This window comes from Legionella moravica DSM 19234, assembly GCF_000423305.1.
GTDB lineage: Bacteria > Pseudomonadota > Gammaproteobacteria > Legionellales > Legionellaceae > Legionella > Legionella moravica.
The window spans coordinates 39,413-66,078 of record NZ_AUHS01000024.1 but is presented as its reverse complement, the minus strand read 5'-3'; the positions used below and the strand labels follow the sequence as shown (position 1 = coordinate 66,078).

The following is a 26,666-nucleotide window of genomic DNA, read 5'->3' as shown; positions in this document are numbered from 1 at the left end:
GATCATTCTGAATGCAGTGCGTGCAATTAGCCCTTAACACAATGAGCTTGCTAGTATCTCCTTCTCCCTAAGGGAGAAGGAGATCATTGTTAAGAAAAAACTGTGTTTAGGGAGCTTCCTCAATGGGTACTTAGCCACGATTCTGCTTTGGATGGTACTATTATCCCGAGTAATTGGTGTTAGTCGTGCACGATTAACTATTTTGCAGAATTTGCTCCAGCTCCCCAGAGGCTTGTCTGGAAAAATTGATTAAATCAGCTTCTTCCTCAAAGAACTCAAATGATTTAAGTAACGCAGCTTCATCATGTTTTTGAAAAGCATTGGCTTTTTTCTCAATGTCTTCCTGTTTGTATCCAACAAACTTTAAAATTTCTTTGGTCATGGTTAATGAGGAATCGAATAGTTCACGTTTAAAATAATCAACTCCTGCTTTATGCAATTCATAAGCATGACGACGATTGCGGGCTCGGGCATAAATTTTCAGATTAGGAAAGTGCTGTTTTGCCATTTTAACTATTTTTAAATTCGCGTCAGCATTACCTACGGTTACTATTAATAGTTTTGCATGCTCGGCTCCAGCGCTTTTTAGCAGATCCAGACGATTAGCATCTCCAAAATAACCTTTGTAGCCAAATTTCCTCAGCAACTCAATTTGTTCCGGATTTTTTTCCAATACGGTTATTTTAATGTTTTCACCATTCAGTAGACGACCAATGATTTGACCAAACCGGCCGTATCCGGCAAGAATAATTCCATTTTTTTCGTTGATGGAGTCGTATTCTCGCTCAGGAAGTAAGCTCATCAATTTAGGAACGACATAACGATGGTATATTAACATCAGAAAGGGAGTAGTCAGCATGGATAAGGCGACTATAAGTGTGAACATGGCTCTGGCGTCAGCACTTATTACTTTTGATGCTCCTGCATATTGAAATAGAACGAAAGCAAATTCTCCACCTTGTGCTAAAGCAATTGCGAAGCCTATGGTTTGAGTTTTAGTCAACTTAAAAAGTCGACCAAGATAAAACAGAACGGTTATTTTAATCACCACCAAACCGAGAACGGCAGCAGTTATCAACAGCATGTTGTTGTAGAACAGATTGAAATTCATCCCCATTCCTACAGAGATAAAAAACAAACCCAGCAGCAACCCTTTGAAGGGCTGGATGTCTGCTTCTACAGTGTGTTTGTATTGGGAGTTTGCTAATACTACCCCGGCAATAAATGCACCTAAAGCAGGGGAAACGCCAATCGTTTCCATTAATAAAGTGATTCCGACAACCAGAGCCAGGGAAAAAGTAGTAAATACCTCACGTATGTTGGTTCGGGCAATAATTAAAAACAGATGTCGTGATAAATAATGTCCAGTTAAGATAACCGCGCCAATAACGCCAGAAACCAAAAGCGCGTGCTGCCATTTAGGCAGGTGCGCAATGAAGGGATGCGCATGAAGATTGATTGGCGCAACACCTCCGTTTTGAGCCAACAGGGGCATGATAATGAGAATAGGAATTACTGCGATATCCTGAAATAATAAGACAGCAAAGGACGTTTCTCCTTCTGCAGTTTTTAGAAGGTTTTTTTCCTGGAGCATCTGCAGAACAAGGGCTGTAGACGATAGTGCCAGCGACATGCCTACGGCCAGGCTGGATTGCCAGCTGTACTGCATGAGAACTCCAATGCTCGTGATGGCTGCCGTGGTCATGACGACTTGAAGACCGCCTAACCCGACAATCAACTTTCTTAGTTTCCAAAGCATGATGGGTTCTAATTCCAGACCAATTAAAAACAGCATCATGATGACCCCAAACTCAGCAAAACTCATGATTTGCTCGGAATTGCCTATGAGTTTTAATCCAAAAGGGCCTATAAGTATTCCTACAGTCAGATAGCCAATGACCGAGCCTAGTTTAAACCGATTGGCAATGGGTACCATGACGCTGGCTGCTGCAAGAAAAATAAAAATATTTAAAATCAGGTGATTATTCATTCTGTATGCCTAAAGGTAACGTTATTTTTCGTGACAATTTTTAAATTTTTTACCACTGCCGCAGGGGCAGGGACTGTTACGAGGAATCGTGGGATTCCTGTTTTTGTTTTCCAATTGCCGGGTAGTACCATCCACATAAAACCAAATGTTGTGTTCTTGATGAAACTCACTTAACTCATGAATGGTTTTTAATTTATTTTGTTCAAGAAATACAGCCGAAAACTCAACAAATCCCTTTTCAGGTGTTTCCAGATAAGACTGCAACACGTTTAAATTTATCCAGGTAACACGCTCTGACCATGCTTTGGCTTCATCAGGGTTGAAATTGATTAACGGTTTGCCTTTCATGGTCTTTGTAATGTAATCAATTTTAGCTAAACTGTAAGCTGTGTATCGTGAACGCATGAGTTGTTCAGGGTGTTGTGGACATTGATTATCATCTATGTACATTCCACAACATTCATTGTAGCTTGTTTGTGATCCACAAGGACAAAGTGACATTGAATTCCCTGAGTTGGTTAGATTGTCGGAATTATATAAGACTTCAGTTCATTTGAATACCTTGGCGGCCTTTCCTGGCACCATCTCGTGAGGTTTTGGACTGTTATGCTGCGTTAAAAGATAAGGAAGCTAAAGCAGATGATTACATTATTTCAGTTTTATAGACTTTGGGGATTACCTAATGCCAGTCCCTTTTGTATGAAAGTAGAAACTTATTTACGAATGGCACGCATCCCTTATGAAAATAAGTTTGTAAATAATCCACAAAAAAGCCCCAAAAGAAAATTGCCTTATATCAAGATGGACGGTCGGCTCTATCCTGACAGTGAGCTTATTCTCGATGTATTGAAAAAGCGTTTTGGCGATGAGTTGGATAAGGATCTGACTCCGGAACAAAAAGCACTGGCTGAGTTAATCGAAATTGCTTTTGGTGAGCGATTGTATTGGGTGGCCGTCTATATGAGATGGCAGGATGATGCGGGTTGGGAGCATTTGAAAAAAACAATGTTTGGTAGATTACCCGCTGTTTTCAGATTGTTTATTCCTAATTTAGTACGAAAAAACATACTGAAAGAACTGGATTTTCAAGGCATGGGAAGACATAACCTCGATGAGGTCTTGCTGTTGGGAATAAAAACCCTGAATAATCTTGCAATCATTCTGGGCGAAAATAACTATTTCCTGGGTGAGAAGCCAACCAGTATTGATGCCACAGCTTTTGCTTTTTTAGCCAATATCATTTGGACACCCTTGGACGATCCTTTTAAACAGCATGCACTGAAGCTGCCTAATATCGTTGCTTACAGCAATCGAATGTGGGATGAGTATTACCCTGATTTTGAAAAACCATAATGGAATGAAACAAGGTCAAATCAGTTAAAAGGATCATGACTTCTTATCGAGATTGAATGCAATTATCTGTCTTTGTTCGTTCTGTTTTTATGTCTTCAAGAAGATAAATAATTTTTTGTATGTACCTGTTGTCTTCGCTTGATATCTTATCTCGCTGAGAACGCATTATATCGAATAATTCTTGCAATTGGGGCACGCTTTCATTGTAAATTTTTATAAAAATTGCGCAATCATTATAAGAAGAAAGATGTGATTCACAACTGATTCTGCAATTACGTATACTTGAATCCGCGGTATACAGTTTGGAGTAAAGTATATCCAAATGCAGACCCTTGGATGCCAGATCAATCTTATTTTGGTTTTCTTGAGAATGTTCTGTAATTATTTGAGGGTCTGGACTTTCTGAACAGAATTTTTTAGCCGAGTCTATTTCGTTAGGGACACTCCATAAAAGTTGATTGAGCTGATTAATTTTATTTTGACTGTTAGCGCTTAACTTATCCACACTATGAACGTGCATGTATTTTCTATACTGAGAAATTTGTGGTGATAATGTGTTGAAAATTTCAATCGTTTTGTCACAACTGGTGTCTTTTGTATGCTGAGATTGACAGATACTGTTGCATTGTTTTGCCTGACTTTCAGCGGTTCCAAGTTTGGTGACCATAAAATCAAGATTTATTCCATTAGCAATTAAATGCGATTCATTCACTTCGTTTTTTGGGGGAGTATTATCAGGGGAATTTGTTTTAGCTAGTATGCCGATTGTTCCTTGAGTTTTGATGTGAGCGGAGTCAATATAGTCAAAAATAAGGACACTCATTAATGCGACACAACTAGCGAGAATCATGATTTTATAAATATTTTTTTTTCTATTATCGTGTTCTGCTAATCTCTCCAGTTCTTGATTTTTTTTTATTGCAGTAGCTGTGAATATTGCCGCTTCTTGCTCATTGTCCAATAGTGATGGCGGGTTGTTCAGAACGTTTATAATGTCATTGAATTTTAATTTGAGATCGTCATGAGACAGATTAATTCTGTCGACTTTATTATTTTTATTTAAGCAAGCGCCTTCTATAACGTTATTATTCAAATAGAGAAATAATCTACCGGCTGTGATCTGTTTATCATCAGGAATTTCTTTATAGGTTAATTGTATGGCGTAGTAATTATTTCCGCTGTAATCGGGATGTTTATTATAGGCATTTTTGCACGCAGGACATTGCCATTCCGGGCAGTCTTCAGTCGATTGTCTTACGTATCCACACTCAGTCCATGGACATTTCATTTGTCACCTAAGTAATCCATTGAATGACTAAAAAATAGTTACGGAGACGCATGATTTTAATGTCTTCGGGGATGATGATACCGGACTAAACATTCGGTTTTTAGCCTATTAATCCATCCTGAATGAATCGACATTACAGATAATTATGTGCTACGTATTGTTAATTCTAGTGTTTAAAAGAGAAGTTATCAAAAATTAATTGTTTGTTTGGGTTTAGCTCATGATTCAACTTATAGACTAAGCTTGAATAGATACTTGCACAAATGGAGGGAGCTTGATTATGTGTGGTCGATTTGCTTTAGCTGCGCCTGCTGCAAAAATTAAAGCGCAGTTCCAAATTGAAGAGCTGGAAGAATTGTCTCCGCGCTATAACATTCCTCCTGGACTGGATATTTTATTTGTTTGTCACCTGGATAATGAGCAATCTAACTCTGCATTGTGGCTACGTTGGGGTTTAGTTCCGTTTTGGGCTAAAGATAAAAATATAGGAGCTAGCCTTGCGAATGCCCGTGCCGAGACCGTTGCGGAAAAACCTGCCTTCCGTCAATCGTTTAAATCGAAACGGGGTGTTATTGTGATGAGCGGTTTTTTCGAGTGGCGGCAAGGAATTAAAAAGCAGCCCTTTTATTTTAAAAATAAACACGATGACTTGTTGGCGATTGCTGCTTTGTGGGACAGGTGGCAAAGCCCGGATGGTGAATTAATCCAATCCTGTTGTTTGATTACAACGTCAGCCAATGACCTCATGGCTCCAGTTCATAACCGTATGCCAGTCCTGTTAAATAGTGATTCAATGAAGGTATGGATGGATAATTCACGGTGCAATCAATCCGAGTTATTGAATCTTCTAAGTCCTTATTCAGGTTCTGATTTAATGTGTTATCCTGTGACTACGAAGATGAACAATTCTCGATTTACTCTTCATGAATCGATTGAACCCATTGGGTAAATTTTTTATTAAATGAAATCCGTGAGTTATCTTGAGTTTGCAATTATTTGCCCTCGCCATAGTTTACAATACCTTTTTTTAAGCCTATATTTGAATAGTGTTACTTAATTCAAGTTGAGGTATGGCGATGAGTCATGGCGGCAAACGAGATAATGCAGGGCGCCCAAAAGGACAGGGGAAGTATGGGGAATCGACCAAAACACTTCGAGTCCCGGTATCTCGGATAAACGATGTTAAAGGTTTTTTGGAGGGGAGTATCTCTTATAAGATTCCTTTATATGGCAGTACGGTTCGCGCAGGGTTTCCTTCTCCTGCGGATGATTACATCGAGATGCATCTGGATTTAAACGAGCACCTTATCAGGCATCCAGCCGCCACTTTTTTCGTAACTGCTTCGGGTGATTCCATGACAGGGGCAGGTATTGCTTCAGGGGACATGTTGGTGGTTGATCGCAGCCTTGAAGCAACTCATGGAAAAATAGTGATTGCCGCCATTAATGGAGAGTTGACCGTAAAGCGTCTATCACGTACCGCAGGAAAAATTCAGTTGTTGCCCGAAAACAAACAGTATCAGCCCATTGAAATTACCGGAGACGAGGATTTGGTGATTTGGGGCGTTGTGACACACGTTATTCATCCGGCGAGTTGATGATGTTTGCTCTGATCGATTGCAATAATTTTTATGCCTCCTGCGAGCGTTTGTTCCGGCCTGATTTACGAGATAAGCCCATAGTCGTTTTATCCAATAATGACGGTTGTGTGATTGCTCGTTCTAATGAGGCTAAAGCACTCGGTATTGCAATGGGCGAGCCTTTTTTTAAAATTAAAGCATTGAGCAAGCAACACGGTGTCCAGGTTTTTTCATCAAACTATACCTTATATGGCGATTTATCCCTGCGTGTCATGTCTCTGATTGAATCCTCATGGCCAGAGGTTGAGATTTATTCTATTGATGAAGCATTTATTGACTTAAGTACCATGCCGCCTTCCATGCATGACTCTTTTTGCATTCAATTACAAAAAAACATTTTAAAATCGATTGGAATTCCTACATCCATTGGCATAGGTCCTACGAAAACCCTGGCAAAGATTGCAAACCATATTTGTAAAAAAGAGTTAAAAATACCGGTGTTCAATGTTAGTGAGCACCGGCATTGGTTAGGAAAAATCAGTGTGGGGGATGTCTGGGGAGTAGGGCGTCAGTGGCAAAAAAAATTAATGAATAAGGGAATTTATACTGCTTTGGATTTGGCACAACTCAATGCCCACGTGATTAAGAAACAATATAATGTCGTACTCATGCGCACGGTCATGGAATTGCAAGGAATATCGTGCGGTGGATTGGAGGTCTGTGAGCCCAAACAAAGCATTATGTCGTCTAAAAGTTTTGGCGAGATGCAAACTCAATTTTCCTCTCTGGCTCAAGCGATCAGCAGTCATTGTGCCAGAGCCTGTGAAAAAGCACGCCGTCAAAATCTGGTGGCGCAGCGTGTGTATGTATTTATTCGCGGCAATCCTTTTCGTCAGGATTTGGAGCAGTACTCCAACAGTATTGAATGTCGTCTGGTCAATCCTACAGACGACACCCGAGTTATTACAAAAATTGCGAAACTCTGTTTGAAAAAACTGTTTAAACCCGGAATTCATTATAAGAAAGTAGGAGTGATGCTTGAGGATTTGGTGGATAAATCAGCGAGGCAACTGGATTTATTTCATCAGCCCAGCGATGAAACGCTGGTTAAAAAAGACGTCTTGATGTCTGTATTTGATGACATTAATACCCGATTTGGGAGTCACACCATTAAACTGGCAGCCGAAGGATATTCTAAACCCTGGGCTATGCGTGCCCAAATGCGCTCACCTTGTTATACTACCCGCTGGAACGAATTACCTGTTGTTATTAATCGCACGTAAAAGAGTGCTGCAATTTAATAAAGGCACTATAATGGGCTAATCACTTGAAAAATTGCACCTTTGAGTACCTTTATGATTGAACTTTCTGTGAAAGAAGTATCAGAACATCCCGATTACCAAGTATTAAATCGAATCAATACGGTGCTGCCGCAACGAGTAGCCACTGATCCCAAACAATTTATCGCTACTATTATCGATTTAGAAACGATGGGACTTCATGCGGCACAGCATGAAATTCTCGAGATTGGGATGTTGAGCTTTTCTTTTACAACAGGGGATGGGATCCTCGCCATTGTTGATTCGTACAACGAACTGAATGATCCAGGCAAACCGATTCCATCAGAAGTAACCAAGGTAACTGGTATTACTGATGAGGATGTGAAGGGGAAAGCCATTGATTGGAGTTATGTTGCTCACATTTTAAAACAAACGCACCTTATTATTTGTCATAACAGCGGATTTGACCGTAATTTTTTAGAGCTGCAAACCCCTGAATTCATTTCAGGCTTAATAAAAACTATGCCTTTTGGCTGCACTATTCATGATATTGATTGGAAGGGAAGAGGAGTTGAAAGTTCTAAATTGGACTACATCAATTGGAAATTGGGTTATTTTTACGACGGACATCGAGCCTTGAATGATTGTTGGGCGACCTTGAATCCCTTGGTTCAGTGCGAAGGTGCTTTTGAGGAGTTAAAAGCCAATGTTCGCAAGAAAGAAACGTTAATTTGTGCCGTTAATGCGCCTTTTGATAAGAAAGATATATTGAAAGGCCGAAACTATCGTTGGTCAGATGGCAGTGACAAGCTTCCCAAAAGTTGGTGGACTTGTGTGTCTAGTGAACGCTTGGCTGAGGAAAAAGTATGGCTTGATGAAGAAGTGTACAACAAAAGTGGGGCGAGTAATTCAATTCCTCAAATGGAAATCACCGCACGAAAAAGATACTCATTCAGAGCACAGTGCCTTGATTGATTGCATGTCGTCTATTAAATCTCAGAGTGATTTTAATGTATCAATTTAAATTGGTTTTTTTCAAAAATCGTGCCAGTCAAGACTGTTTTTTTAATTTTTTTATTGTTAAGATACACCATCTAATATCCATAAGTTCATTCTTACCTTGTGGATAACTTTTCCTTAGTACACAGATTGTTCTTCTAGCGTTGACTCCCAAATTTTTATAACTCCTTGCCACATATGGATTATCTTATTTTTTTTATTGTTGCTTAAAATCATTACTTATCCACATTTTCTGTGGATATCTCTGTGAATAGACTCTTAGTCATCTTGTTGACTCAGTAGTTTTATGGGTTGATTAGGTCTTACACATGGTGCTAAAGAAGATTTCGTGATTGCTCCGCTGTCTATATCCCTGTTCAGCACTTTGGCGTTGCTGCCTCGATCTGATCGAGTAAGGCTCCACCTTGTGCTTTATAGTTCCATTCTTGAACTGATAAGACAGAGCATAGAGCAGTTAATACATTTAAAACAGATTGCAAAAACCTTCCTCCTATAGAACGATGCTCTGCGAGAATGGTTTTGTTTGCCGGAGTCAGTATCTCCTTCATTAAATTGATGCGTTTCCATCCATTAACTTCTTCCTGATTTTGTAATACATGAACCATGCTGTTAACAATGAGGCACTTCTTTATAAGGCCATCAAGGGTTTTTGATTGTGCAGCACCAGTAACATGAGTATTAACAAGATCAGCAATTTCATCTGATTCTTTTCCTGTCCGTTTTTGCAGTTCATGGTACAGATGATTTTGATAGGCAGTACAGAGTTCTGTAAGTTTCTTAATGGCTTGAGACGCTTTGTCTGGATTCGGTTTGAATAGAGATGAAGACGTTACCGATACAGAAGGTTTTTCTTCAATCGGTTGAGTTTTAGCACTCAACTCATCATTTCTTGCATGATGTTGTTCAAAACGAGCTTGTACTGTTTGGGCAAGTCTTTCTCTAGTGGTGGTGTGAAATGACATTGCCGCTTCTGAATTTCGATAATAATGTCCATTTGCATAAGTGACGTAAATTCCATCAAGCTCTTGCAGAATACGATTTTTCAAGTTTAATAAAGCAGTTTGGGATACGTCTTGTTCGATAAACACGTCATCAAGAACCGATTGATTCATTGAAAATGCATTTAAGACAGCTTTAGCAAAAGCGAATGCATAAAGAGGACAATTCAAATTGTTCCAGGATGGACTTTGCAATGGTTTGATTTCGGGATGAAGGGCATCGAGGGCATCGATAATCAGGCGATATCTAATATAAGGATTGGCCCTCGCGCCAGGGCGTTCGCCCATGATGTCGATAAAACCAAGATTGTGATAGCCATCGATGTTTAATACTTGACTAATCCTGCCCGTTTCTACTTTACATAAAAGAAGGGAGGTATGCGAAGGATTCATGTCACCGTTAAATGGACTCACTATATTGGTATGGGTTTTGTGCGCATAAAACAGGATCACATAGCCATCATGACTAAATTGCTTTGATAATACCTGAGGTAAATTATCAGTAATCAATTCATCAAAAACTGCGAGACGGTTGTTTTGCAACAATTCGGAGGGTAATAATTGTTTGAAAAGCTCATTAAAATATCCTTTGACACTCCAACGAGAATCTTTGATTTGGCGAATAATTTCCTTTTGTAAATCCTGCTCATTGTTGGACATAGACATATCATTCAGATTGATGGTTTGGAGTATTATAAATTTTGAACATTAAGAGGATATTAACGCAGTGCATCATTTGTCATAAATTTATAAAAAATGACTTTTATCAATACATCACATTGAAAAATAATTACAGAATGCTTTCAACTGTTCGTAGTGATTAAAAAAATGATTGTTACTCGAAATAAATTAGCAAAATAATGTCAGTCAAGACTGTTTTTTTAATTTTTTTGTTGTTAACATGTTAACCCTGATATCCAAATCAGCTGTTCTCTTCTTGTGGATATTTTTTCTGATTTTTTTCTAATTCTCTCAGCCTAAAAACCAATTTTATAGCCAATTCCTTGCTGTATATGGGTTATTCGTACTTATATTTTAATGTTGTCTGGATTTGTTATCCACATTTTCTGTGGATATCTCTGTGAATAGACTCTTGGTCATCTTATAAATTCAACAGGTCAAGGGGGTGATTCTGTCTTATACAGGGTGCTAAAGAAGAGAAGAATTTAATAAAGGTGCAGCGGTTTCATTATTTCAGATCGGGCTCAATGGTGAGCCGATTTGAAATAAATTCAAGAGGTTAGAGAATCATGGCTACATAGATGGCGAATGTGTATCTAATGAGTTTGCATCATTTTGGAGATTATTATCATTTACAGCCGATACGCTTTGGACTTGAGAGTTCGTATTTTGTAATTCATCCTCATCCATCATGTCCCAGTCATCAAACGTCTGCGCAGCTGAGTGGGTCGAGTGGGTTGCGGTGTCACTGAGTATCTGGTCTATTTTAGACCAACTCGATGATTCGGGTTGGGAAATATTAGAATGAGTGACTTCTTCATTGGCGGTGTTAAAGCCAATAAAATTTAAAAATCTTTGCCATAGGCTGGGCTTTACTGGTTGTGAATGGACATCAATATTTGAAGATCCATGCGCGACAAGCTCTATATTGTATTCAATGACATTAGGTTCATTATCTTCACTATAGGCTGTAGTTTGTTGCTCAATTGTAGTGGGAGTTCCCGTGGGATTTACTCCAGCAAGATCCATGATATTTCTGCTCGTCCATGCACCGCAGTGGGTATCATTATTCTGAACGCCTTGATACCGTATTTCAAATCGAGTTCCCTGGGCTTTTTTTGCACCGTAGATTGTGCTTAACCCTTCAATTAATAATTCGTTCATTGCTGAGCTTGGATATAAAAAAGAGACTATCCAGGGTCTTGAATCCAGTACAGTAGCTTTATTTGTTTGAGGATCATAATGCAAGGTGACCCAATGATTGCGAGGGAATAGACCTAATATTTTTTGTTCTTCCGTAACAGGTAAGATTATTGGTTTCTGTTTCTCTGCTTCAGGCAGGTTACTGAGGGTCTCAAATGCTTCCTTAATGGTTTGCAATTGTTGTGCTCGTGGATTAACCGTGTCAGTCGCTGCATCGAGCACTATCGCGTGGTCATTGGTGTAATAGCTCGGGGCATCAATGCCGCCGGCAATCGGTCTGATGGCTTGCGGAGTCAAATTAGTACTGATGACTTTTCGTAAATCACTTGGTTGATAACGTCCATCCAAAGGCATGTCTGCACCTCTAAAAAACATAATGGTCAATAACAGTATAGTCAACTAACCTTAAGGAATCTTTAACACGTCGAATAACAAGAAGGACAGGCCAGGTTTAAGTTGATTAATATGTCGGGTAAGTTTTTATGTCAGGGCTTGAGAACTGATGATCTGATAAATGAAATTTCACCATGGTATTCATATTCTTCGGGATTAAAGTTGTTAAGTATTTCTGTACCATGGGTATTAATGACTTGTTTTAACGTATCGCATACGATTGCTTCAATGTAATCGGCAATAGAAAAAGATTTACGGCGTTCCAGATTATTTATTTGTACGGTTAATTCTAAAATTTCTTTCTCACCGTAAGGGGTATTGGGTTGAGCTCTTTTTCTTCGGTTAAACAAAGTAACGATTTCTCCATCCAATTTTTTAAGTTCTTCTTTATAGTGCCCGTATAAGGACATTTCTATATGAGCAATGACTGATTGAAGCTTTTCAGCATGATCTCTCAAGAGGTCAACACAGGACTTGGAAATTAATTTAATTTCATCAAGATAATTTGACTGGGGATCCCCGGCTTTTCGAACTCTCATGGCATTGATGCTGTGCTCGGAGATACAACAGTACAGTTCCTTTTTCGATGTCACCGGTTTGCCAGGAGATGGGTCTTTAGACATGATGGACTTCCATTTCTAAATTACTTACTCTAATTATAGCAGTAAATGATCTTTTTTTGATCAGGTTGAGCCTGATTTAGGACTGGTTGTAGTAAGAAAACGCGATCTCATCATCCTGGGGCTGTTGAGAATGGATCCCTTAGCCTACGTTCTGAGCTTTATGCGCTGATCCATGATCCTGTTTGCTCGCAAACAGGATCATGGTTTCTCAAGCTTCTAAATCGACGATAAAGTCCTGGTTGAGATCAACCAGTATCTACTTGACTGAGATATAGTTGATCTGGAAAAGGTCTCATTAAAAGCAGGTTCATTTTAGTGATAACCTTATAGAACCCGCGCATAAAACGCGGGAAGTGGGGGCAATAGATGAAATGTCAAATAACCTTGAGAATAAATTTATAGAAATGCATCACTAAAAATAAATTTTGAAGGGACTCCTGCAAGAAAAATCGTCGTTTTGAGTTTATTGGTTGTTTCTTTAGGTCCACAAATATAGGCACGCAGTCCATCAGGGTTATTGATGCAGCTTAACACCTGCTGATCAATTGATGCCTCAGGAAAACGGCCCTGACTTTTCAGAACGCATGGTTTGTAATAGACCTGGTTAAATAGAGCGGCCAGAGTCTCGAGCTCATCACGGTAATAAATGTCATTATCAGTCAGCCCTCCATGTATTAAAGTAATGTTTCCTTTATGTCCTTGGCTAAGGGCGCTTTTTATAATGCCGACAAGAGGCGCTAATCCCGTTCCTGTTCCGGCCAACAATATATCATATGAGGCTTTATCCGGGTTGTAATAATAGCATGTTCCAAAAGGACCTCTAAGGGTTACTGATGTTCCAATTTGTGCAGTTTCTTGTAGCCATTGACTCATGCCGCCATTGGGAACCAGCTTTACGTGCAGTTCAATATAACCTTCGTCTTCGGGGATATTCGCAATGGAATAACTTCGAGTTATTTCATCAGGATTGATTAAATTAAGATATTGACCGGGGAGCCAATCATCGGGATTTTCAACGTGCAGCTTAATTTGTAATACATTGTAATTAAGTCGTTCAATGCCAATAATTTGGGCTGTTACATCACATTCTGAGGTATCCGGTGATACAAGTTGGATGTCCGATTCAGGTTTTGCCAGACATGCCAAAAAATACCCTTGTTTCTTTAGTGGCTCTGGCAAGCCTTCTTGCCAGGTTGGGTTTATTGTTCCATCTGTCGCTTTAATCAGGCAGGACTGACAAATTCCAGCCTGACATGAGTTCGGATAGGGGATCCCATGACGTAAAAGGCAGCTTAAAATGTTTTCTTGCTCTGATACGGAATAGAGACGATTCTTATAAGTTACTGTATTCATAGTTAGCGATCCAGAACGTCCGAACGAACACTGTTTGCAATCGCAGCGACTTCTTGTATGTCGTGTTCATCGACGCCAAGCTCTGTAAGAGTAGCGCCTAAAAGCTCAATAATTACGTCAACATGGGAGTCGTTTAATCCTTTTTGCACCAAATGGCGGTGACCATCTCTCATGCTTTTTCCGGTATAATGATTAGGTCCACCAAAGACCATGGTCAAAAAGCCTTTTTGCTTGTTAATTTGTTGTTCCATATCAACCCCGTCAAAAAAATGATTGACACGTTGATCGGTGAGTACTTTTCGATAGAAAATATCCACAGCGGTATTAACAGCAGCTTGACCACCTAGACGTTCATATAATGATGAGGGCATAATTCAGACTCCATAAATTGAAGGTGTATTTTAAATGCATCTTATAAAAAGAACTCATGCGAGTCAATAAATAATCATGGGAATATTGATATGCAATTAACACAATTCACAGATTACTCTTTAAGAGCTTTGATTTATATCGCTCTAAAAAAAGACATATGTACTATTAAAGACATTACGGAGGCTTATTCTATCTCTGGAAATCACATGATTAAGATAATTCATAACCTATCCAAAATGGGGCTGATTAAAACTATTCGAGGTAAAAATGGAGGAATTATTCTCGCAGCAAATCCCCAGGAAATTAATCTGGGTTCCCTGATAGTAAACCTTGAATCCAATTTTGACTTGGTTCCTTGTTTTAATAAGGACAAAGCAAATTGTTGCATTGCGCCTGTATGCAAGCTTAAAAATATTCTTTATGAGGCTCGGAATGCTTTTATGTCTGTATTAAATCAATATACCCTGGCGGATATTGTGTACAATAAAAGCGAATTAAATGTTTTACTCAATATTTGAACAGGGTTTTTGGGGCATTCATCTAATAATTCCCCAAGGCTTGCCAAAAGTTTCTGCCCCTTCCTCACTTTTTATCCGTCATCTTTGCTTTTGCGAGATGACGAATAAACGATAAGGGGCGGTTAGGAGCAGGTCGAGGAACGTCGTAGTCAGAACACCCAACACTCGGTTAATCAGATTCATCAAGAAAATAGTTTTTACACCAATGAAACATAGCCACAGAGCCTGATACGGCAAAGAGTATGGGGATGAGTAGGCTTAAATCGATACGTGTTAATTCAAAAATCAGGATTATTGCAGTAACCGGCATTTTTTGAGCCGATCCAAGAAAGGCCGCTGCACCGACAAGCGCGAAGGCTTCAAATGAAATGGTCGGCCAAATCATATTCCAGAGCCCGCCCAGTATCGCACCAAGCAAGGCTCCATTGGCAAGTGATGGAGTTAACAGACCTCCCTGGGCGCCAACTCTCAGGCTTGACCATACGATGAGGCTGCGTAAAAGGAGTAATGTTGCGCTTAAACCAATACTCACCTGACTGGAAAACTCCAGTTCAGCCGGACTCTTTCCATTTCCTAACAATTCTGGAAAGTAAACGGACAGAGCACCAATCAGGGTAAAGTTAATCAGACAGGTAATGATCATCATCCAGTTACGCTGAGATTTACTTCGTTGCACTGTTGCAAAGTAGATAAACCAGAAGGCAGCAAATCCCAAAAGCGGGCCTGCTCCAATAGACCAAATCACCAATGAGTAACTAATTGTCAACTCAGGGATGTGGTAAAGCGGTTCATTGCCTAATCCCCACCAGGATACAACTACCGCTATTGCTGAAGTGGCAAGAGCTGGAAGAACGATAGACCAGCTCAGTGTGCACAGCAATACTTCCAGAACAAATACAGCACCACCCAAAGGGACATTATACACGGCAGCCAAACCCGCTCCTGCGCCACAAGCCAACATAATTTTTGTTTCTTTGATGCTTAACCCTGCTTTAGTGGATATCCAGGTCGCAAAAACGGCGCTCGCCTCTCTCGGTGCTACCTCTCTGCCCAAGGGTGAACCCAGCGCGATGGTGACGATTTGGAGAAGCGCATGAAATGTGGTGCTGAGCATGGGCATGGTTTTGTTAGTTTTTATCGCTTCGGCAATACTGACTAAGGGTTTTCCCAATTGATACACTGCTGCCCATCCCAAACCCGCGATAAGTCCACATAAGACTAAAATGGTAATGCGCCGTTCTGGTGAAGAGGCTTGGACACCCTCCAAAAAACTTTCATTACTAATAATATGTAAGGGACTGTAACCATAAGCGATATGTTGAATGTAATGAAGTAATAAAGCTAAAGTCATTCCCAGCAATCCTGACGCGATTCCAACGGATACTGTCACCAGGCAAAAAATCCACACAGGTGTTTTGGATTTATTTTCTTCTGCAATTACTGAATCCATGTTTTTTTGTTCCTTGGCTGTATTTTATAGTGGATCTGACAACATAGTTCGTGCCTCTAATTGCTCTGTGCAATGATGCAGAGGTCTTCATTAATCGATTTAATAAAGTGCTATTCCAATTGGATTAAGCAAATTATTTCCTGTCGCAATACAGGTGCCAAAGCTGCCATTATTTTTTATCGGGCAGGCTGAAACTGTATTCCCATTTTCATTCGTTATGTATGCTGTGGTGCCTTCAGGGTTTAATGCAATTCCAACTGGGAAATTAAAGTCATTGCCTGTTGCTTGGCACATGCTTAGAGTACCATTGGTATTGATTGCACAATAAGCGACTGAGTTGTCGGCATTGGCAATGTAGGCGATGGTATTATTGGGATTGATCGCTACAGCATAAGGAAGAGTGATCGTTGTATCGGCATTTGCAATGCAATTTATTAAATTCCCGTTGGCCTGGATTGGGCAGGAATAAACTACGCTTGATGAGGGATCTGCGATATAGGCGTAAGTGCCTTGCGGATTTATGGTGATCCCTAAAGGAGTTCCAAATAATGGGCCCGTACCGGTACATAATGGAATGGTTCCATTAGCTTCAATAGTACAATAGGACACTGAAGAAGTGGCTACATCAGTAATATAAAGAAGGGTACCTGCAGGATTAATGGTGATTCCTGATGGCACAATGAAATTTCCGCTTGCGAGATTACAGGCTCCGAATGTCCCATCATTTTTGATAGCACACAATACAACCGCTGATGACGTTGGAAGAGTTATATAGACAGAGGTAAAGTCCTTGTTGAAGCTGATTCCAGCAGGTTGACCTAATCCCGTTCCGGCAATAGTACATCTACTAAAGCTGCCGTCAGTCTGTATAGGACATCGAGAAACGGAACCGTCATTGTAATTGGTGATATAAGCTGTTTTAAAAGGAGACAAGTCTTGAGTTACATTCAATGAATACTGGGTTCCTGCACAGCTAACTCCACCAGGAAAACAGACAAACAGATGATGATGCGGATCCGGATCAGTACTGTTCACTGCTCCTGAAATGCTTAGTTGCAAGGTGCAACTGCTTCCTGCCTTTCCTTTTCCTGTCAGATTGAACACGCTGCCACAGGTGTCTGGATAGGTTGCATTAGTGGTGATCTGGGTTACGTTGGGTGGTAAGTATTTGACAAAGTTATTATTTCGTTCTGCGACTATATTATTGGTCACTGTATAATAAGCGGTAACTATTTTTCCTAATGGCACAACGGTGGGTAGTTGAGTGCCCATTTTGGGGGTAATGTTAAAAGGTAAAGCTGAGCTTTTTGTGCTGTTTAATAGCAGGCTTATAGATAAAACCATGAATAAAGTATTTGATACGATTTGTAGAAAGTCCTTTTTCATCACAGTAAACCATAACTTAATCTATGTATAAAACAATCTAACATTGAATTGAGTTCAATTCTATTTTTTATTATTGGGCTTTAGTTCTGTGAACCCATTAATTTTTTGTATAAAAACTGTCATTGTGAGGATTAGCGAAGCAGATCGATTCTTCGTTAATATGTTGGAAGGGATTACTTCATTTCGTTTGCAACGGCGACTTGATCCTTTGAATGTTTTTATTTGAACAGTAAGTGTGTTAAAATTAATCAGGTTGAATTTGTTGTTCCCGGTTTATTCTTAATAAACACAGTCTAGATGATTCTGTTTTATGTTCCGTGGTGTTTTAGCAAATTCAATGGAATTAACATAGGCAGCATTTTTAGGAGAACATTGTGATTTCATCACCAGAAGAACCATCAGTTATTTTTTCCGGACAGATAAACGAAGATATGGGATATGCTAAACTGGAACAACGCGGTGCGAACCTCCTGCCAACAAAAGCGGTATGGTTGCTAAGAGAAAGCTCTGTGCCTGGATTGATTACTTTATCTTATTACGTTGAAGAAACAGGGCGCTATCTCAGTCATCGAATGGGATTTGTGGACGGCCATTGGCGATTTGGCCCCGAAATCAGAGAGGCGGCTCTTGTTTTTGTACAAAAAGCAACTCTTGCATTTAGTAATAATTTACCAGCCGATAGTGCTGATAAACTTTTCACATTATTGGATGGGTATGGATTTGATCAGAGCGGACTGATACGACCTGAACTGTTTGAGGCAACCCAAACTCCAGCATTTTTGGGATATAGACCTTCTGCTGTGAATAATGAACCCACTCATTCTGAAGCCGCTTCAAGTGTTCCTGAGTCCACATCAACCGCATCTACTTTGGGATTTTTTGGTGAAACTGAGGCTATGGACATTGACTCCAGTGATGATGATGTTTCCTACACAAACAGATACACTTCTCTTTAATAACCAGTAGTTTGGGTTCTCAACACCCAACAGGCATGAATGTCTTGTTGGATGTTGATGCCCAGGCATATTCAGGATGTTCGAAGATCACTTCAGTACCTGTAGCTCATTACGGTTTTGACCCCGTTTAACCTGTTTGCGGGTCTCTGTCCGATCGTGCTAAAGGAATTATAGTCGCCAATTACAAGGAAACTTGATATCCCGCAAACACGTTGCGGGATATTGATACTCTTTTATCGCCTGTCACTACACCTTGGAGTGAATTTACGGTTGTTGCATGGTCTCAGAGGGCAGTGTTTTGGTTATTTCCTCACCAGCAGTCTGAACTGATTTGGTGTGGTAAAAACCTAATCGTCCTAAAAAGGTAAGTGGGGTTATTCGATGCATGTTCAGAGCTTTATAAATTCTGGAATGTTCATCCTTTATGGCATCACTCAGGCTTGTATCCTGAGGCAGGGTTTCTACAGCATCAATGATCTCTTTTAATTTTTCACCGCTATTCATCCAATACGGATTCCAAAATTGATCCTGGCCTTGTTTTAAGCGCATCATTGCATCTATGACGATTTTTCCTGCTTCACCATGAGTATTCAGGGCAAGTAAGGCACGATAAAACGAAGGGGTATTTCGTCCCATTACCTTATATCCGAGAGCAATATTAAAAACATCGGCTCCATATTGGACTCTATATTCTTCAACTTTTGCATGATTACCTGCAAGAGCAAAGGCTCTGGCAATATCATCAGTTGATGCGCCTCTGGATTGATATTCTTCGACTTTGCTCAGATTGCCCGTTAAAGCATAGGACTCTGCAATACAGGTCAACAGGCTTTGGTAGAATGATCTGCGCTGTTCGAGCTGAGTCTTTTTTTCTTCTGCACTTTCATACACTACATTTTTTTGCATAAGATTGGGACGATAATTGGCTAAATATTCGTTCACTTTTTTATGATTATTGGCTAAGGCAAAACCCTGTAGTACAAAGTGAATACTGGCGTTATGGAGGGTTAAATATTCATCTACTTTTTTATGATTTCCAACAAAAGCATAACCGTAAGCTATGTGGTTCTTATCCGCATTAAATTCATTCAAATAATAGTCTACGAATTGATCATTTCCTGCAATGGCAAATCCGGCTGCAATGGAATGGACGTTCGCTCCACATTGACGCATGTGTTCCACTGCGCGAGTTTTATTTTTTGCTGCCAGTTTACCTGCGACGGAAAGGAATGGGGGATTGGGGTCTATGGCATCCAGACTTATTAAATAGAGGTTATTGCTTAATTCTTCAGGACTCTTAGCGTTTAATGCAGTATTATAAAATAATTCAAACATCAGGATCACCATAGTAAAAAAGCGAGACTCATTGTATTATTTCAGTTCACAGAAGTCAAATATTAAATGAATAGCGAACATAAATATCATTACCCTTTTAATAACTCAGGTCTGATGACAATTCTTTTATCTATTCCCAACGTTCTGCAAGTTAATTGAAGCTTGGTTCAGGAGCAGATTATTTCGCTTTTTGCCTTTAAGAATTTTTTTCCTAAACACATGACTCAATGATTAATTTTAAAGGATATATTGACAAAATATTGCTTAAAAAGTTAGCATATAGGCGTGATTATAACGAACTGTATTCTTAACTATGAGCAATAATCGACTCCCGACACATGTTAGTTCCAAAAGTCAAAGACCCTTTAGTCTGACTGCGGGGATGTCGTTTTATTCTTTTAATCTTTTATCACTTGTTGTCGTGGTGGTGGTCAGCTTTACCCATTTCTCAGCTCTGAGTCGGCTTATCTCCTAAACTATCTGCCCCGCCTCAGGGCGAAGATCCAGGCAGATAAAAAATTCTTAATCAAAGATTTGAATCAATTTTAAACAGAATTTCTTCTTTGGTTCAGAGCTTAATTTTGTGCCAGCAGCGATTAAAACTGGTGGAATTACCCAAATCTGTTCAATCAGAGTCAGGAGTTATTATAGTGAACACTGTTCAAAGTAAACATCATTGGCTTGCAAAAGCATATCCCTGGATTATCTGGACCATAGCTGCAAGTTTTTTCTTTTATAAGTATTTACTTCAGGTATCACCGAGTGTGATGACCGGTGACCTAATGAATGCCTTTCAAGTGAATGCGACTGGTCTTGGTAATCTCTCGGCCTTTTATTTTTACTCATATTTGGTTATGCAGATTCCGGTAGGGGTAATGCTGGATCGATACAGTCCTCGATTATTGACTACAGCAGCAATATTTTTATGCAGTATCAGTACTTTTATTTTCTCTCAGACAGATTCACTCTGGTTAGCCTGTGTTAGTAGAGCGCTAATGGGCGCAGGTGCTGCTTTTGCAGCTGTGTCCTGTTTTAAAATAGCCGCTTTATGGTTTACCCCCAAGCGATTTGCTTTAGTTTCTGGTATGTTTATGACAGCAGCCATGTTAGGTGCTGTTGGTGGTCAAATGCCATTATCCTTGCTGGTCCAGAATATAGGATGGCGTGCTGCTCTTAAAGTAGTGAGTATTTTGGGTATTCTTCTTGGAATCATTTATTTTCTGGTATTGCGGGATAAGCCATCCAAACAGCAAGATACAGTAAAACAACAGGAAAAAGTCAGTCACCTTTTGCGACGAATCATTACCAACAGACAGGCATGGGCACTTTCTTTGTACAGCGGATTGGCATTTGCCCCTGTTTCGGTATTTGGGGGATTATGGGGCGTCCCGTTCCTGGAAAAAGCGTATCTTCTTACAAAAACTGATGCAGCTCTTGCTATTTCCTTTATTTTTATCGGTTTTGCAGCAGGCGCACCATTCTGGGGGTGGTTATCTGACTGGATTCAGCGCAGAAAGCCTATATTGTTTATTGGCACTGGACTGGCTTTAATTAGTCTCCTGGTTGTTCTTTACAGTCCCCATTTATACGTCCTAACCTTAAGCATTCTTCTGTTTTTCTTTGGCTTTTGTGCCAGTGGATTTTTTACCAGTTTTGCCATGATTCGGGAATTATTTCCCTTAATATTAGTTGCTACTGTTTTAGGTATTATGAATACTTTTAATTCAGTGTTTGAAGCATTATTTGAACCCGTGGTCGGATTGCTTCTTGATTGGAGCTGGGATGGTACCATGTTGAACGGCATGCATCATTTTAGCTTGCATGGATATCATGCCGCTTTGGCCATTTTACCCTTATCGTTGGCTTTGTCATTGGCTACTTTGTTGATGATAGATGAGACGTATTGTCGTGCCAAAGAAGAGAATGACTGAAAGGCTCCAAACAAGAGCGGGATGCTCTTGTTTGGAAGTAAGTTAATCTGTTCAGATTAGGGGCTGTTGACCTTTCATTATGTTCAAGCCTACTTTCCGCGACTTGTTCGCGGAATCGATAGATCGTGCGCAAAACAAGAATATATTGGCCTATAAAGAGTGAATTGGATCCCGCGAACAAGTCGCGGGACGTCGAAACATGAATTGTCAACAGACTCTAATGGATTTGTTGGGTACTTTGAGTTTCCTCAAGAATTAAGGCAAGCTTTTTACTGATGGGTAATTCATTGTTTTTTAATGCGCGTACTAAAAGCTCCTTCGCTTTTTGTGGGTTTTTATGATTAAAGTAAATGGACTCTGCAAGCTCTGTTAAAAAACAGTTGGGGTTTAATTCATTGGCTTTATTGATCAACAGCTCGGCTTGCTGCAAGTCTTCTGTCAGGGCGTGTATCAAAGCTAGTCCACCCCAGGCATCAGCCAGTTCATCGACAAGTTGAGCCGCATTTTGATAGGTTTCATGCGCCTCTTTGATGCGATCATTCAGAAGCTGACACCACGCCAGGGCAATATGGCAATCGTAGAAATCAGGATAAATTTCAATGGCTTTTTTTAATGTCTGCTCTGCTGCTTCCATATCTCCCTGAACCATGTAGGTATTACCCAAGGCAAACCATAATCGACTGTCCTGCGGGCTAATCTGTAATAATTCTTCAATTTCTTCAACACTTGTTTCCTGAGTCATGAGCCGCAGTAACAGATGCACCAGTTTTGCATCATAATTATCAGGATTTAGTTGCAGAGCCTGGGTGCAGGCTTGTAACGCTGCCTCTTCCTGATTTAAGTCAAAATTAAGGAGTGACAGCAGCCCCAAGGCTTCTGAATCTTCTGGATTATGTTCCAGTACATGCTCTACAAGGCTGATGGATTCTTCCAGTGAGTCTTGCCGGTGAAGAATACGTGCCATTAGTAACTCTGCTTCAGGATAGTGTTCGCCTTCCAGTATCGGTGATAAGATGTCCCATGCATTATCCAGATCGTAAGTAACAAAGTGGGTAAAGCCCAGGTTATAGCGAAGAGCGGGTGTATCCATATGCGTTAATGCTTCAATAAAGCATTCTTTAGCCTCTGACAATTGCCCTTGATTTAAATGCAGCAAACCCTGATGACCCAAACAGGCTTCGCGGTTTATTGCACTGGCTTTTTTCAGATAGTGGTGAGCGGAATCCAGATCGCCCAACTCTATGTACATATCACTGATTTCAATTAATAAAGCTAGGTTTTCTTGATCTTGAGCTAAAAAATTCAGGTGCCGATTTAATTTATCATGTACTGTTTGAGTATCCATTGACGAATCCTTTATAAGAGAGGCTATACTTGGTCAGAAAATGTCGGATACTATAAATCTAACAGGCTAAAAAGGCAAAAATATTATCCACGAGGGGGTATCTTATCAGGGAATTGTTCCAACTTGTATTGATACAAACCCTCAGGATTGCTTCATGCACTCTATTTTTTCTGGAAGAAAACCACGGTCGCCCATTAGATTGGGATTGTAAGTAAGCGTGCATTGAGTGGTTTTTGGGGGTAATGGCTGGGTAAGTTCAATGCTGCTTTTATTGTAATGACACACGAGGTAAATCAATTCCTGAGGTGAAAACACCCATTTTGCTTTTTTTTGATTGGCAAAATCCGGTTTTAAGCTCGCCATTTTATCTGGATGATCTGAATAAAAGGAGATGTTGCTCCAATAATTATGCTCTATGCCTTTGATGGTTTCCCATCCTTTGGGTATCTCATTAATCCGCTCAGTTGTTTTTATTTCCTGAGGGCATTGCGGTTGATACAATTCAGCCCGTACCATAGCGGAACACCCAATTAAGGTTAAGCTGATCAAAAATTTCCAATATATCATTTTTGCACACCTGACGTATTATTATTGAATTGAAAAAAGCGATATTATCTAAGTACTTTCATATCAATTCGCCGAAACAGAGAGTAACCGTATTCAGTGCGAATTAATTCTAAAATTCGATAGAGATTAAGCGGTAATAATAATGAATGCAGGATGAAAATAGGGTATAAATGACATTCAAATGCATACAGTATGAACGCAATATTGCTGCAGATCGCGATAAGTCGTAACGTCAAAATCCTTTTGACATAAAAGGTAGCAAATACTAAAGAAGAAGCAATATAGCCAATTAAATCAATCCATGATTCCATTATCAACTCCACTTCTAAATCCCTTATATTCAACATAACATTGACTCTAGGCTATTCGCAACTATTTTACGCATTTGATTTTTTTTAGTACGATTTAAGGTCAAATGTTTGTCATAAGGGCTTTTTCAGCTTCTTTATAAGCAAATGACGGGCTAAAAATTATAGATACATTCTTCAAGGCTGTCCCATTAAAAATGTGACGTCTTTCCGAGCGTAGCGAGGAATCTCCTGCAAATTGGCACAATCTGAATTAATGCATTAATTATCATTACCTTTTAAACTCTTGGTTTTTACAAGGAATTTAATGATGTCATCAGAAGATGTACCTGGATTTTTATATCATCTCGACTGATATGATTTTAATGGCCGCATTTTAATGGGATCGTGCAACCTTGCAGGAGATTCCTCGCTACGCTCGGAAAGACGTCACATTTTTAATGGGACAGCCGTGATACATTCTTTAGGGGCTGTTGACAATTCAAGTTTCGACGTCTCTCGACTTGTTCGCGGGATCCAATTTAATCATTACAGGTGCAATATATTCTTGCTTTGGGCGAGAGCTATCAATTCCGCGAACAAGTCGCGGAAAGTAGGCTTGAACATAATGAAATGTTAACAGCCTCTAGTTGCTATGAACAAATTAAAGCAGGTTTAACTCTTCAACAATCCATGAGGCGTTCATGGATTGTTGAAAAGCATCGGGTTTGGCTGGTTGGACACCTGGGTTAATCAGGTTGACTGGTAAAGTATGCCTCATCATCGTCATTTATCGACTCATCCGGAAGTGCATTGGAGTGACTGGGTTCCTTGTAGGATAGAAAACTCAGTATCCGAAGAGGTGTCGATACCTTGGGTTGGTGTTGTTCTTCTTCAACTGCTTGAGTATCCGTCTGAGTTTTATTTGACTGTGTTTGAGAACACAGTGAAAGCACCCATTCTACAGGTTTCCATAAGAGCTTTAATAAGCGAATAAACCAATGTACTTGAGGACCTTCTTCTTCGTTTCTTACTTTACTAATAATGTATTGCTCAAGTTTGCCTTCACTGAAATAATTAATCTGTTTCAGACAAAGAGACAAGGCATGGTCCTGTTGGATTTCATTCAACTGCGCTTTTTGTTGTATGGTTTCTTCAATTTGAGTAATGAGTTCAATGGCACTCTGATATTGGCCTACATTTAATTCATTAACTACTTCATTCTGTAATAAGGATATTTCTTTGGCCAGAGCCGCGGTCCTGAAGAGCTCTTCATCGGTATCTTGATTAATCAAGGCCTGATCCAGATTATCAATACCCAGATACAGCATGGCAATTAATGCGTTGTCGAAAGTTTTAATTTGATTGTCAATAAATTCAAGGGTTTGTTGGTATGCAGTTTCAATCGCCTGTTCTCTTTGTTGCTGGGAGGGGGATGTGGTAACTGTCGTAATTTTACCTGTATTGAGATAAAGCATATTACCCAGATGGTAGAAAATTTTTTCTCGATTAAGAACTTTTACCTGTCCGGCAAAAAGTTTACCTCCCAATAGTTCCAGGATTATTGAATCGATAAAACTATAAAAATCAGAAACAGCCTCTAATCCGTGGTGTTTCACTCGTTTAAGCCGTGCTAAAAATTTGTGCCCCGCCTCTGCTTTAGTACATAAAATTTCTTCAGCTTTTAATCCGGAATTTTCCAGCGCTTTTGTGGGCATGTTGTTTAATATACCCCCATCAGCAATAAGTTCTCCCTTTGCATTTTTAGCTGGTCTGAACAGAACTGGATGAGCCCCTGATTGTTGCACAATTTCTGCAATCGATGCATCAGCCTCATTGTCTTCATTATACGTTTCAATGACTTTTCGGGATTGATTGGTTGTGACCACGGACAAATGCTTGATCAGATGTTTTTGATCTTCTGGCATGATTGCTCTTAAACGAGACACGTCATTAAATGTAATTCTTGGATTTTCAATTCCATGTTCAGAATCATTTTTATGTGATTTGGGTAGCTGGGTAAATGCTTTATCCAGATTTTTGAGATTAGTCTTTGATTTCGCAAATTGCAGGATGTCCTCAATGGTATCCATTTTAATGTTTTGGCTGCTTAAAGCATGCTCGTACAGATTGATTTTGGCCTTTAATATTCTGTACTGAAAGTGCTCTTCCTCCGATTCTGGCTCGGGTATAGCATTCAAATGTTGTTTTATTTGTACGATATAAAACAATTCAAGAATATTACGTACACGAGTCCCTTCGGCTCGAGAAAACATCCCTTTGCTGTCTAAAAGCTTGGTCAGATCGAGTTGAGTAGATATTTTTAATATGTCTTCAGTGCTTATACCTATGGCCAGAAAACTCGCTGTCATTGCTCCGGCAGAGGCACCGCCAACATGAGTCAGATGTTTGAGTATTCCTCGTTCATGCATTGCCTGAAACATACCTGCGTAAGCCAGTCCTTTTGCTCCCCCACCACTAATGACCAAACCTTTATGGGCAGGTGGATGAATGGCATAGCCATTCTCGGTTTTGCTCAGGGTGCATAATGAGTTCTTTAATTTGCGCTTTTTCGGCATGATTCCACTCGATACGGTTACAGATTTTTTGGATTTTAACAAATCCACCTTAACTGACGATTAAATACATAACAAATCATATTTTTAATCTGATTATATCACAGGCAATCTTGTTGGGTTAATTTGATTCACATGGTTAGTCTTCAGGCTGTATTATATTATGAGGCAATAACCAATC

At 39.7% G+C, this 26,666-nt stretch carries 23 protein-coding genes; 8 read left to right on the top strand and 15 right to left on the bottom strand.

The window, feature by feature from the left end:
* Window positions 1-193 precede the first annotated feature (193 nt).
* Both G543_RS0107105 and G543_RS0107100 read right to left on the bottom strand, forming a co-directional pair.
* A complete protein-coding gene (locus G543_RS0107105; protein WP_028383907.1) occupies window positions 194-1,990 on the bottom strand; it encodes a monovalent cation:proton antiporter-2 (CPA2) family protein in 1,797 nt (598 codons plus the stop codon).
* 21 nt (window positions 1,991-2,011) lie between these two features.
* Complete coding sequence (locus tag G543_RS0107100) at window positions 2,012-2,491, bottom strand: YchJ family protein (protein ID WP_028383906.1); 480 nt, start codon at window positions 2,489-2,491, stop codon at window positions 2,012-2,014.
* Between the two features lie 138 nt (window positions 2,492-2,629).
* Between G543_RS0107100 and G543_RS0107095 the strand changes: the two genes are divergently transcribed.
* Entirely contained in the window at window positions 2,630-3,343 is a 714-nt protein-coding gene (locus G543_RS0107095; RefSeq protein WP_028383905.1) for a glutathione S-transferase family protein, read from the top strand.
* A 43-nt stretch (window positions 3,344-3,386) separates the two neighbouring features.
* On the opposite strand, the gene G543_RS0107090 is transcribed toward G543_RS0107095, so the two are convergent.
* The gene (locus G543_RS0107090; protein WP_028383904.1) at window positions 3,387-4,631 is read right to left on the bottom strand and encodes a hypothetical protein; all 1,245 of its coding nucleotides are present in this window, start codon (window positions 4,629-4,631) and stop codon (window positions 3,387-3,389) included.
* Between the two features lie 280 nt (window positions 4,632-4,911).
* On the opposite strand from G543_RS0107090, the gene G543_RS0107085 reads away from it, so the two are divergent.
* The 4 genes from G543_RS0107085 (at window position 4,912) to G543_RS0107070 (ending at window position 8,466) form a co-directional block, all read left to right on the top strand.
* Window positions 4,912-5,580 (top strand): SOS response-associated peptidase, encoded by a 669-nt coding sequence (locus G543_RS0107085; protein WP_028383903.1) that lies wholly within the window; start codon window positions 4,912-4,914, stop codon window positions 5,578-5,580.
* Between the two features lie 127 nt (window positions 5,581-5,707).
* Window positions 5,708-6,229, top strand: a complete 522-nt coding sequence (locus G543_RS0107080; RefSeq protein ID WP_028383902.1) for a LexA family protein — start codon at window positions 5,708-5,710, stop codon at window positions 6,227-6,229.
* 2 nt (window positions 6,230-6,231) lie between these two features.
* The gene (locus G543_RS0107075; RefSeq protein ID WP_028383901.1) at window positions 6,232-7,494 is read left to right on the top strand and encodes a Y-family DNA polymerase; all 1,263 of its coding nucleotides are present in this window, start codon (window positions 6,232-6,234) and stop codon (window positions 7,492-7,494) included.
* A 72-nt stretch (window positions 7,495-7,566) separates the two neighbouring features.
* Window positions 7,567-8,466, top strand: a complete 900-nt coding sequence (locus tag G543_RS0107070) for a 3'-5' exonuclease (protein ID WP_028383900.1) — start codon at window positions 7,567-7,569, stop codon at window positions 8,464-8,466.
* A 401-nt stretch (window positions 8,467-8,867) separates the two neighbouring features.
* Here G543_RS0107070 and G543_RS0107060 read toward each other — a convergent pair whose 3' ends face one another.
* The 5 genes from G543_RS0107060 to G543_RS0107040 all read right to left on the bottom strand — a co-directional run bounded on the left by G543_RS0107060 (window position 8,868) and on the right by G543_RS0107040 (window position 14,133).
* Window positions 8,868-10,169 carry a hypothetical protein gene (locus tag G543_RS0107060; RefSeq protein ID WP_028383899.1) on the bottom strand — a complete coding sequence of 434 codons (1,302 nt, stop codon included), beginning with the start codon at window positions 10,167-10,169 and terminating at the stop codon, window positions 8,868-8,870.
* 594 nt (window positions 10,170-10,763) lie between these two features.
* On the bottom strand, window positions 10,764-11,768 hold the full coding sequence (locus tag G543_RS0107055) for a hypothetical protein (RefSeq protein WP_028383898.1): 1,005 nt from the start codon (window positions 11,766-11,768) through the stop codon (window positions 10,764-10,766).
* A gap of 110 nt (window positions 11,769-11,878) precedes the next feature.
* Window positions 11,879-12,409 carry a hypothetical protein gene (locus G543_RS0107050; RefSeq protein ID WP_028383897.1) on the bottom strand — a complete coding sequence of 177 codons (531 nt, stop codon included), beginning with the start codon at window positions 12,407-12,409 and terminating at the stop codon, window positions 11,879-11,881.
* 396 nt (window positions 12,410-12,805) lie between these two features.
* Window positions 12,806-13,762, bottom strand: coding sequence for an FAD-binding oxidoreductase (locus G543_RS0107045; protein WP_028383896.1), 957 nt, complete (start codon window positions 13,760-13,762; stop codon window positions 12,806-12,808).
* A 2-nt stretch (window positions 13,763-13,764) separates the two neighbouring features.
* Window positions 13,765-14,133 (bottom strand): group I truncated hemoglobin, encoded by a 369-nt coding sequence (locus G543_RS0107040; RefSeq protein WP_028383895.1) that lies wholly within the window; start codon window positions 14,131-14,133, stop codon window positions 13,765-13,767.
* Between the two features lie 90 nt (window positions 14,134-14,223).
* Between G543_RS0107040 and G543_RS0107035 the strand changes: the two genes are divergently transcribed.
* Window positions 14,224-14,652: an Rrf2 family transcriptional regulator gene (locus tag G543_RS0107035; protein WP_028383894.1), complete on the top strand. Its 429-nt coding sequence runs from the start codon at window positions 14,224-14,226 to the stop codon at window positions 14,650-14,652.
* Between the two features lie 169 nt (window positions 14,653-14,821).
* Here the strand turns inward: G543_RS0107035 and G543_RS0107030 are convergent, their stop codons facing one another.
* Both G543_RS0107030 and G543_RS0107025 read right to left on the bottom strand, forming a co-directional pair.
* Complete coding sequence (locus tag G543_RS0107030; RefSeq protein ID WP_081675643.1) at window positions 14,822-16,102, bottom strand: chloride channel protein; 1,281 nt, start codon at window positions 16,100-16,102, stop codon at window positions 14,822-14,824.
* Window positions 16,103-16,201: 99 nt separating this feature from the next.
* Window positions 16,202-17,488, bottom strand: coding sequence for an NHL repeat-containing protein (locus G543_RS0107025; protein WP_035921659.1), 1,287 nt, complete (start codon window positions 17,486-17,488; stop codon window positions 16,202-16,204).
* A gap of 374 nt (window positions 17,489-17,862) precedes the next feature.
* On the opposite strand from G543_RS0107025, the gene G543_RS17365 reads away from it, so the two are divergent.
* Window positions 17,863-18,444 carry a hypothetical protein gene (locus G543_RS17365; RefSeq protein ID WP_051190631.1) on the top strand — a complete coding sequence of 194 codons (582 nt, stop codon included), beginning with the start codon at window positions 17,863-17,865 and terminating at the stop codon, window positions 18,442-18,444.
* A gap of 264 nt (window positions 18,445-18,708) precedes the next feature.
* Here G543_RS17365 and G543_RS0107015 read toward each other — a convergent pair whose 3' ends face one another.
* Window positions 18,709-19,779 (bottom strand): hypothetical protein, encoded by a 1,071-nt coding sequence (locus G543_RS0107015; RefSeq protein WP_028383891.1) that lies wholly within the window; start codon window positions 19,777-19,779, stop codon window positions 18,709-18,711.
* A gap of 650 nt (window positions 19,780-20,429) precedes the next feature.
* On the opposite strand from G543_RS0107015, the gene G543_RS0107010 reads away from it, so the two are divergent.
* Window positions 20,430-21,710, top strand: a complete 1,281-nt coding sequence (locus G543_RS0107010; protein ID WP_028383890.1) for an MFS transporter — start codon at window positions 20,430-20,432, stop codon at window positions 21,708-21,710.
* 217 nt (window positions 21,711-21,927) lie between these two features.
* On the opposite strand, the gene G543_RS0107005 is transcribed toward G543_RS0107010, so the two are convergent.
* The 4 genes from G543_RS0107005 to G543_RS17360 form a co-directional block, all read right to left on the bottom strand.
* Window positions 21,928-23,055: a tetratricopeptide repeat protein gene (locus G543_RS0107005; RefSeq protein ID WP_028383889.1), complete on the bottom strand. Its 1,128-nt coding sequence runs from the start codon at window positions 23,053-23,055 to the stop codon at window positions 21,928-21,930.
* A gap of 141 nt (window positions 23,056-23,196) precedes the next feature.
* On the bottom strand, window positions 23,197-23,622 hold the full coding sequence (locus tag G543_RS0107000) for an STY0301 family protein (RefSeq protein WP_028383888.1): 426 nt from the start codon (window positions 23,620-23,622) through the stop codon (window positions 23,197-23,199).
* Window positions 23,623-23,666: 44 nt separating this feature from the next.
* On the bottom strand, window positions 23,667-23,933 hold the full coding sequence (locus tag G543_RS0106995) for a hypothetical protein (protein WP_028383887.1): 267 nt from the start codon (window positions 23,931-23,933) through the stop codon (window positions 23,667-23,669).
* Between the two features lie 725 nt (window positions 23,934-24,658).
* Window positions 24,659-26,488 (bottom strand): patatin-like phospholipase family protein, encoded by a 1,830-nt coding sequence (locus tag G543_RS17360; protein WP_133141373.1) that lies wholly within the window; start codon window positions 26,486-26,488, stop codon window positions 24,659-24,661.
* Window positions 26,489-26,666: the final 178 nt, after the last annotated feature.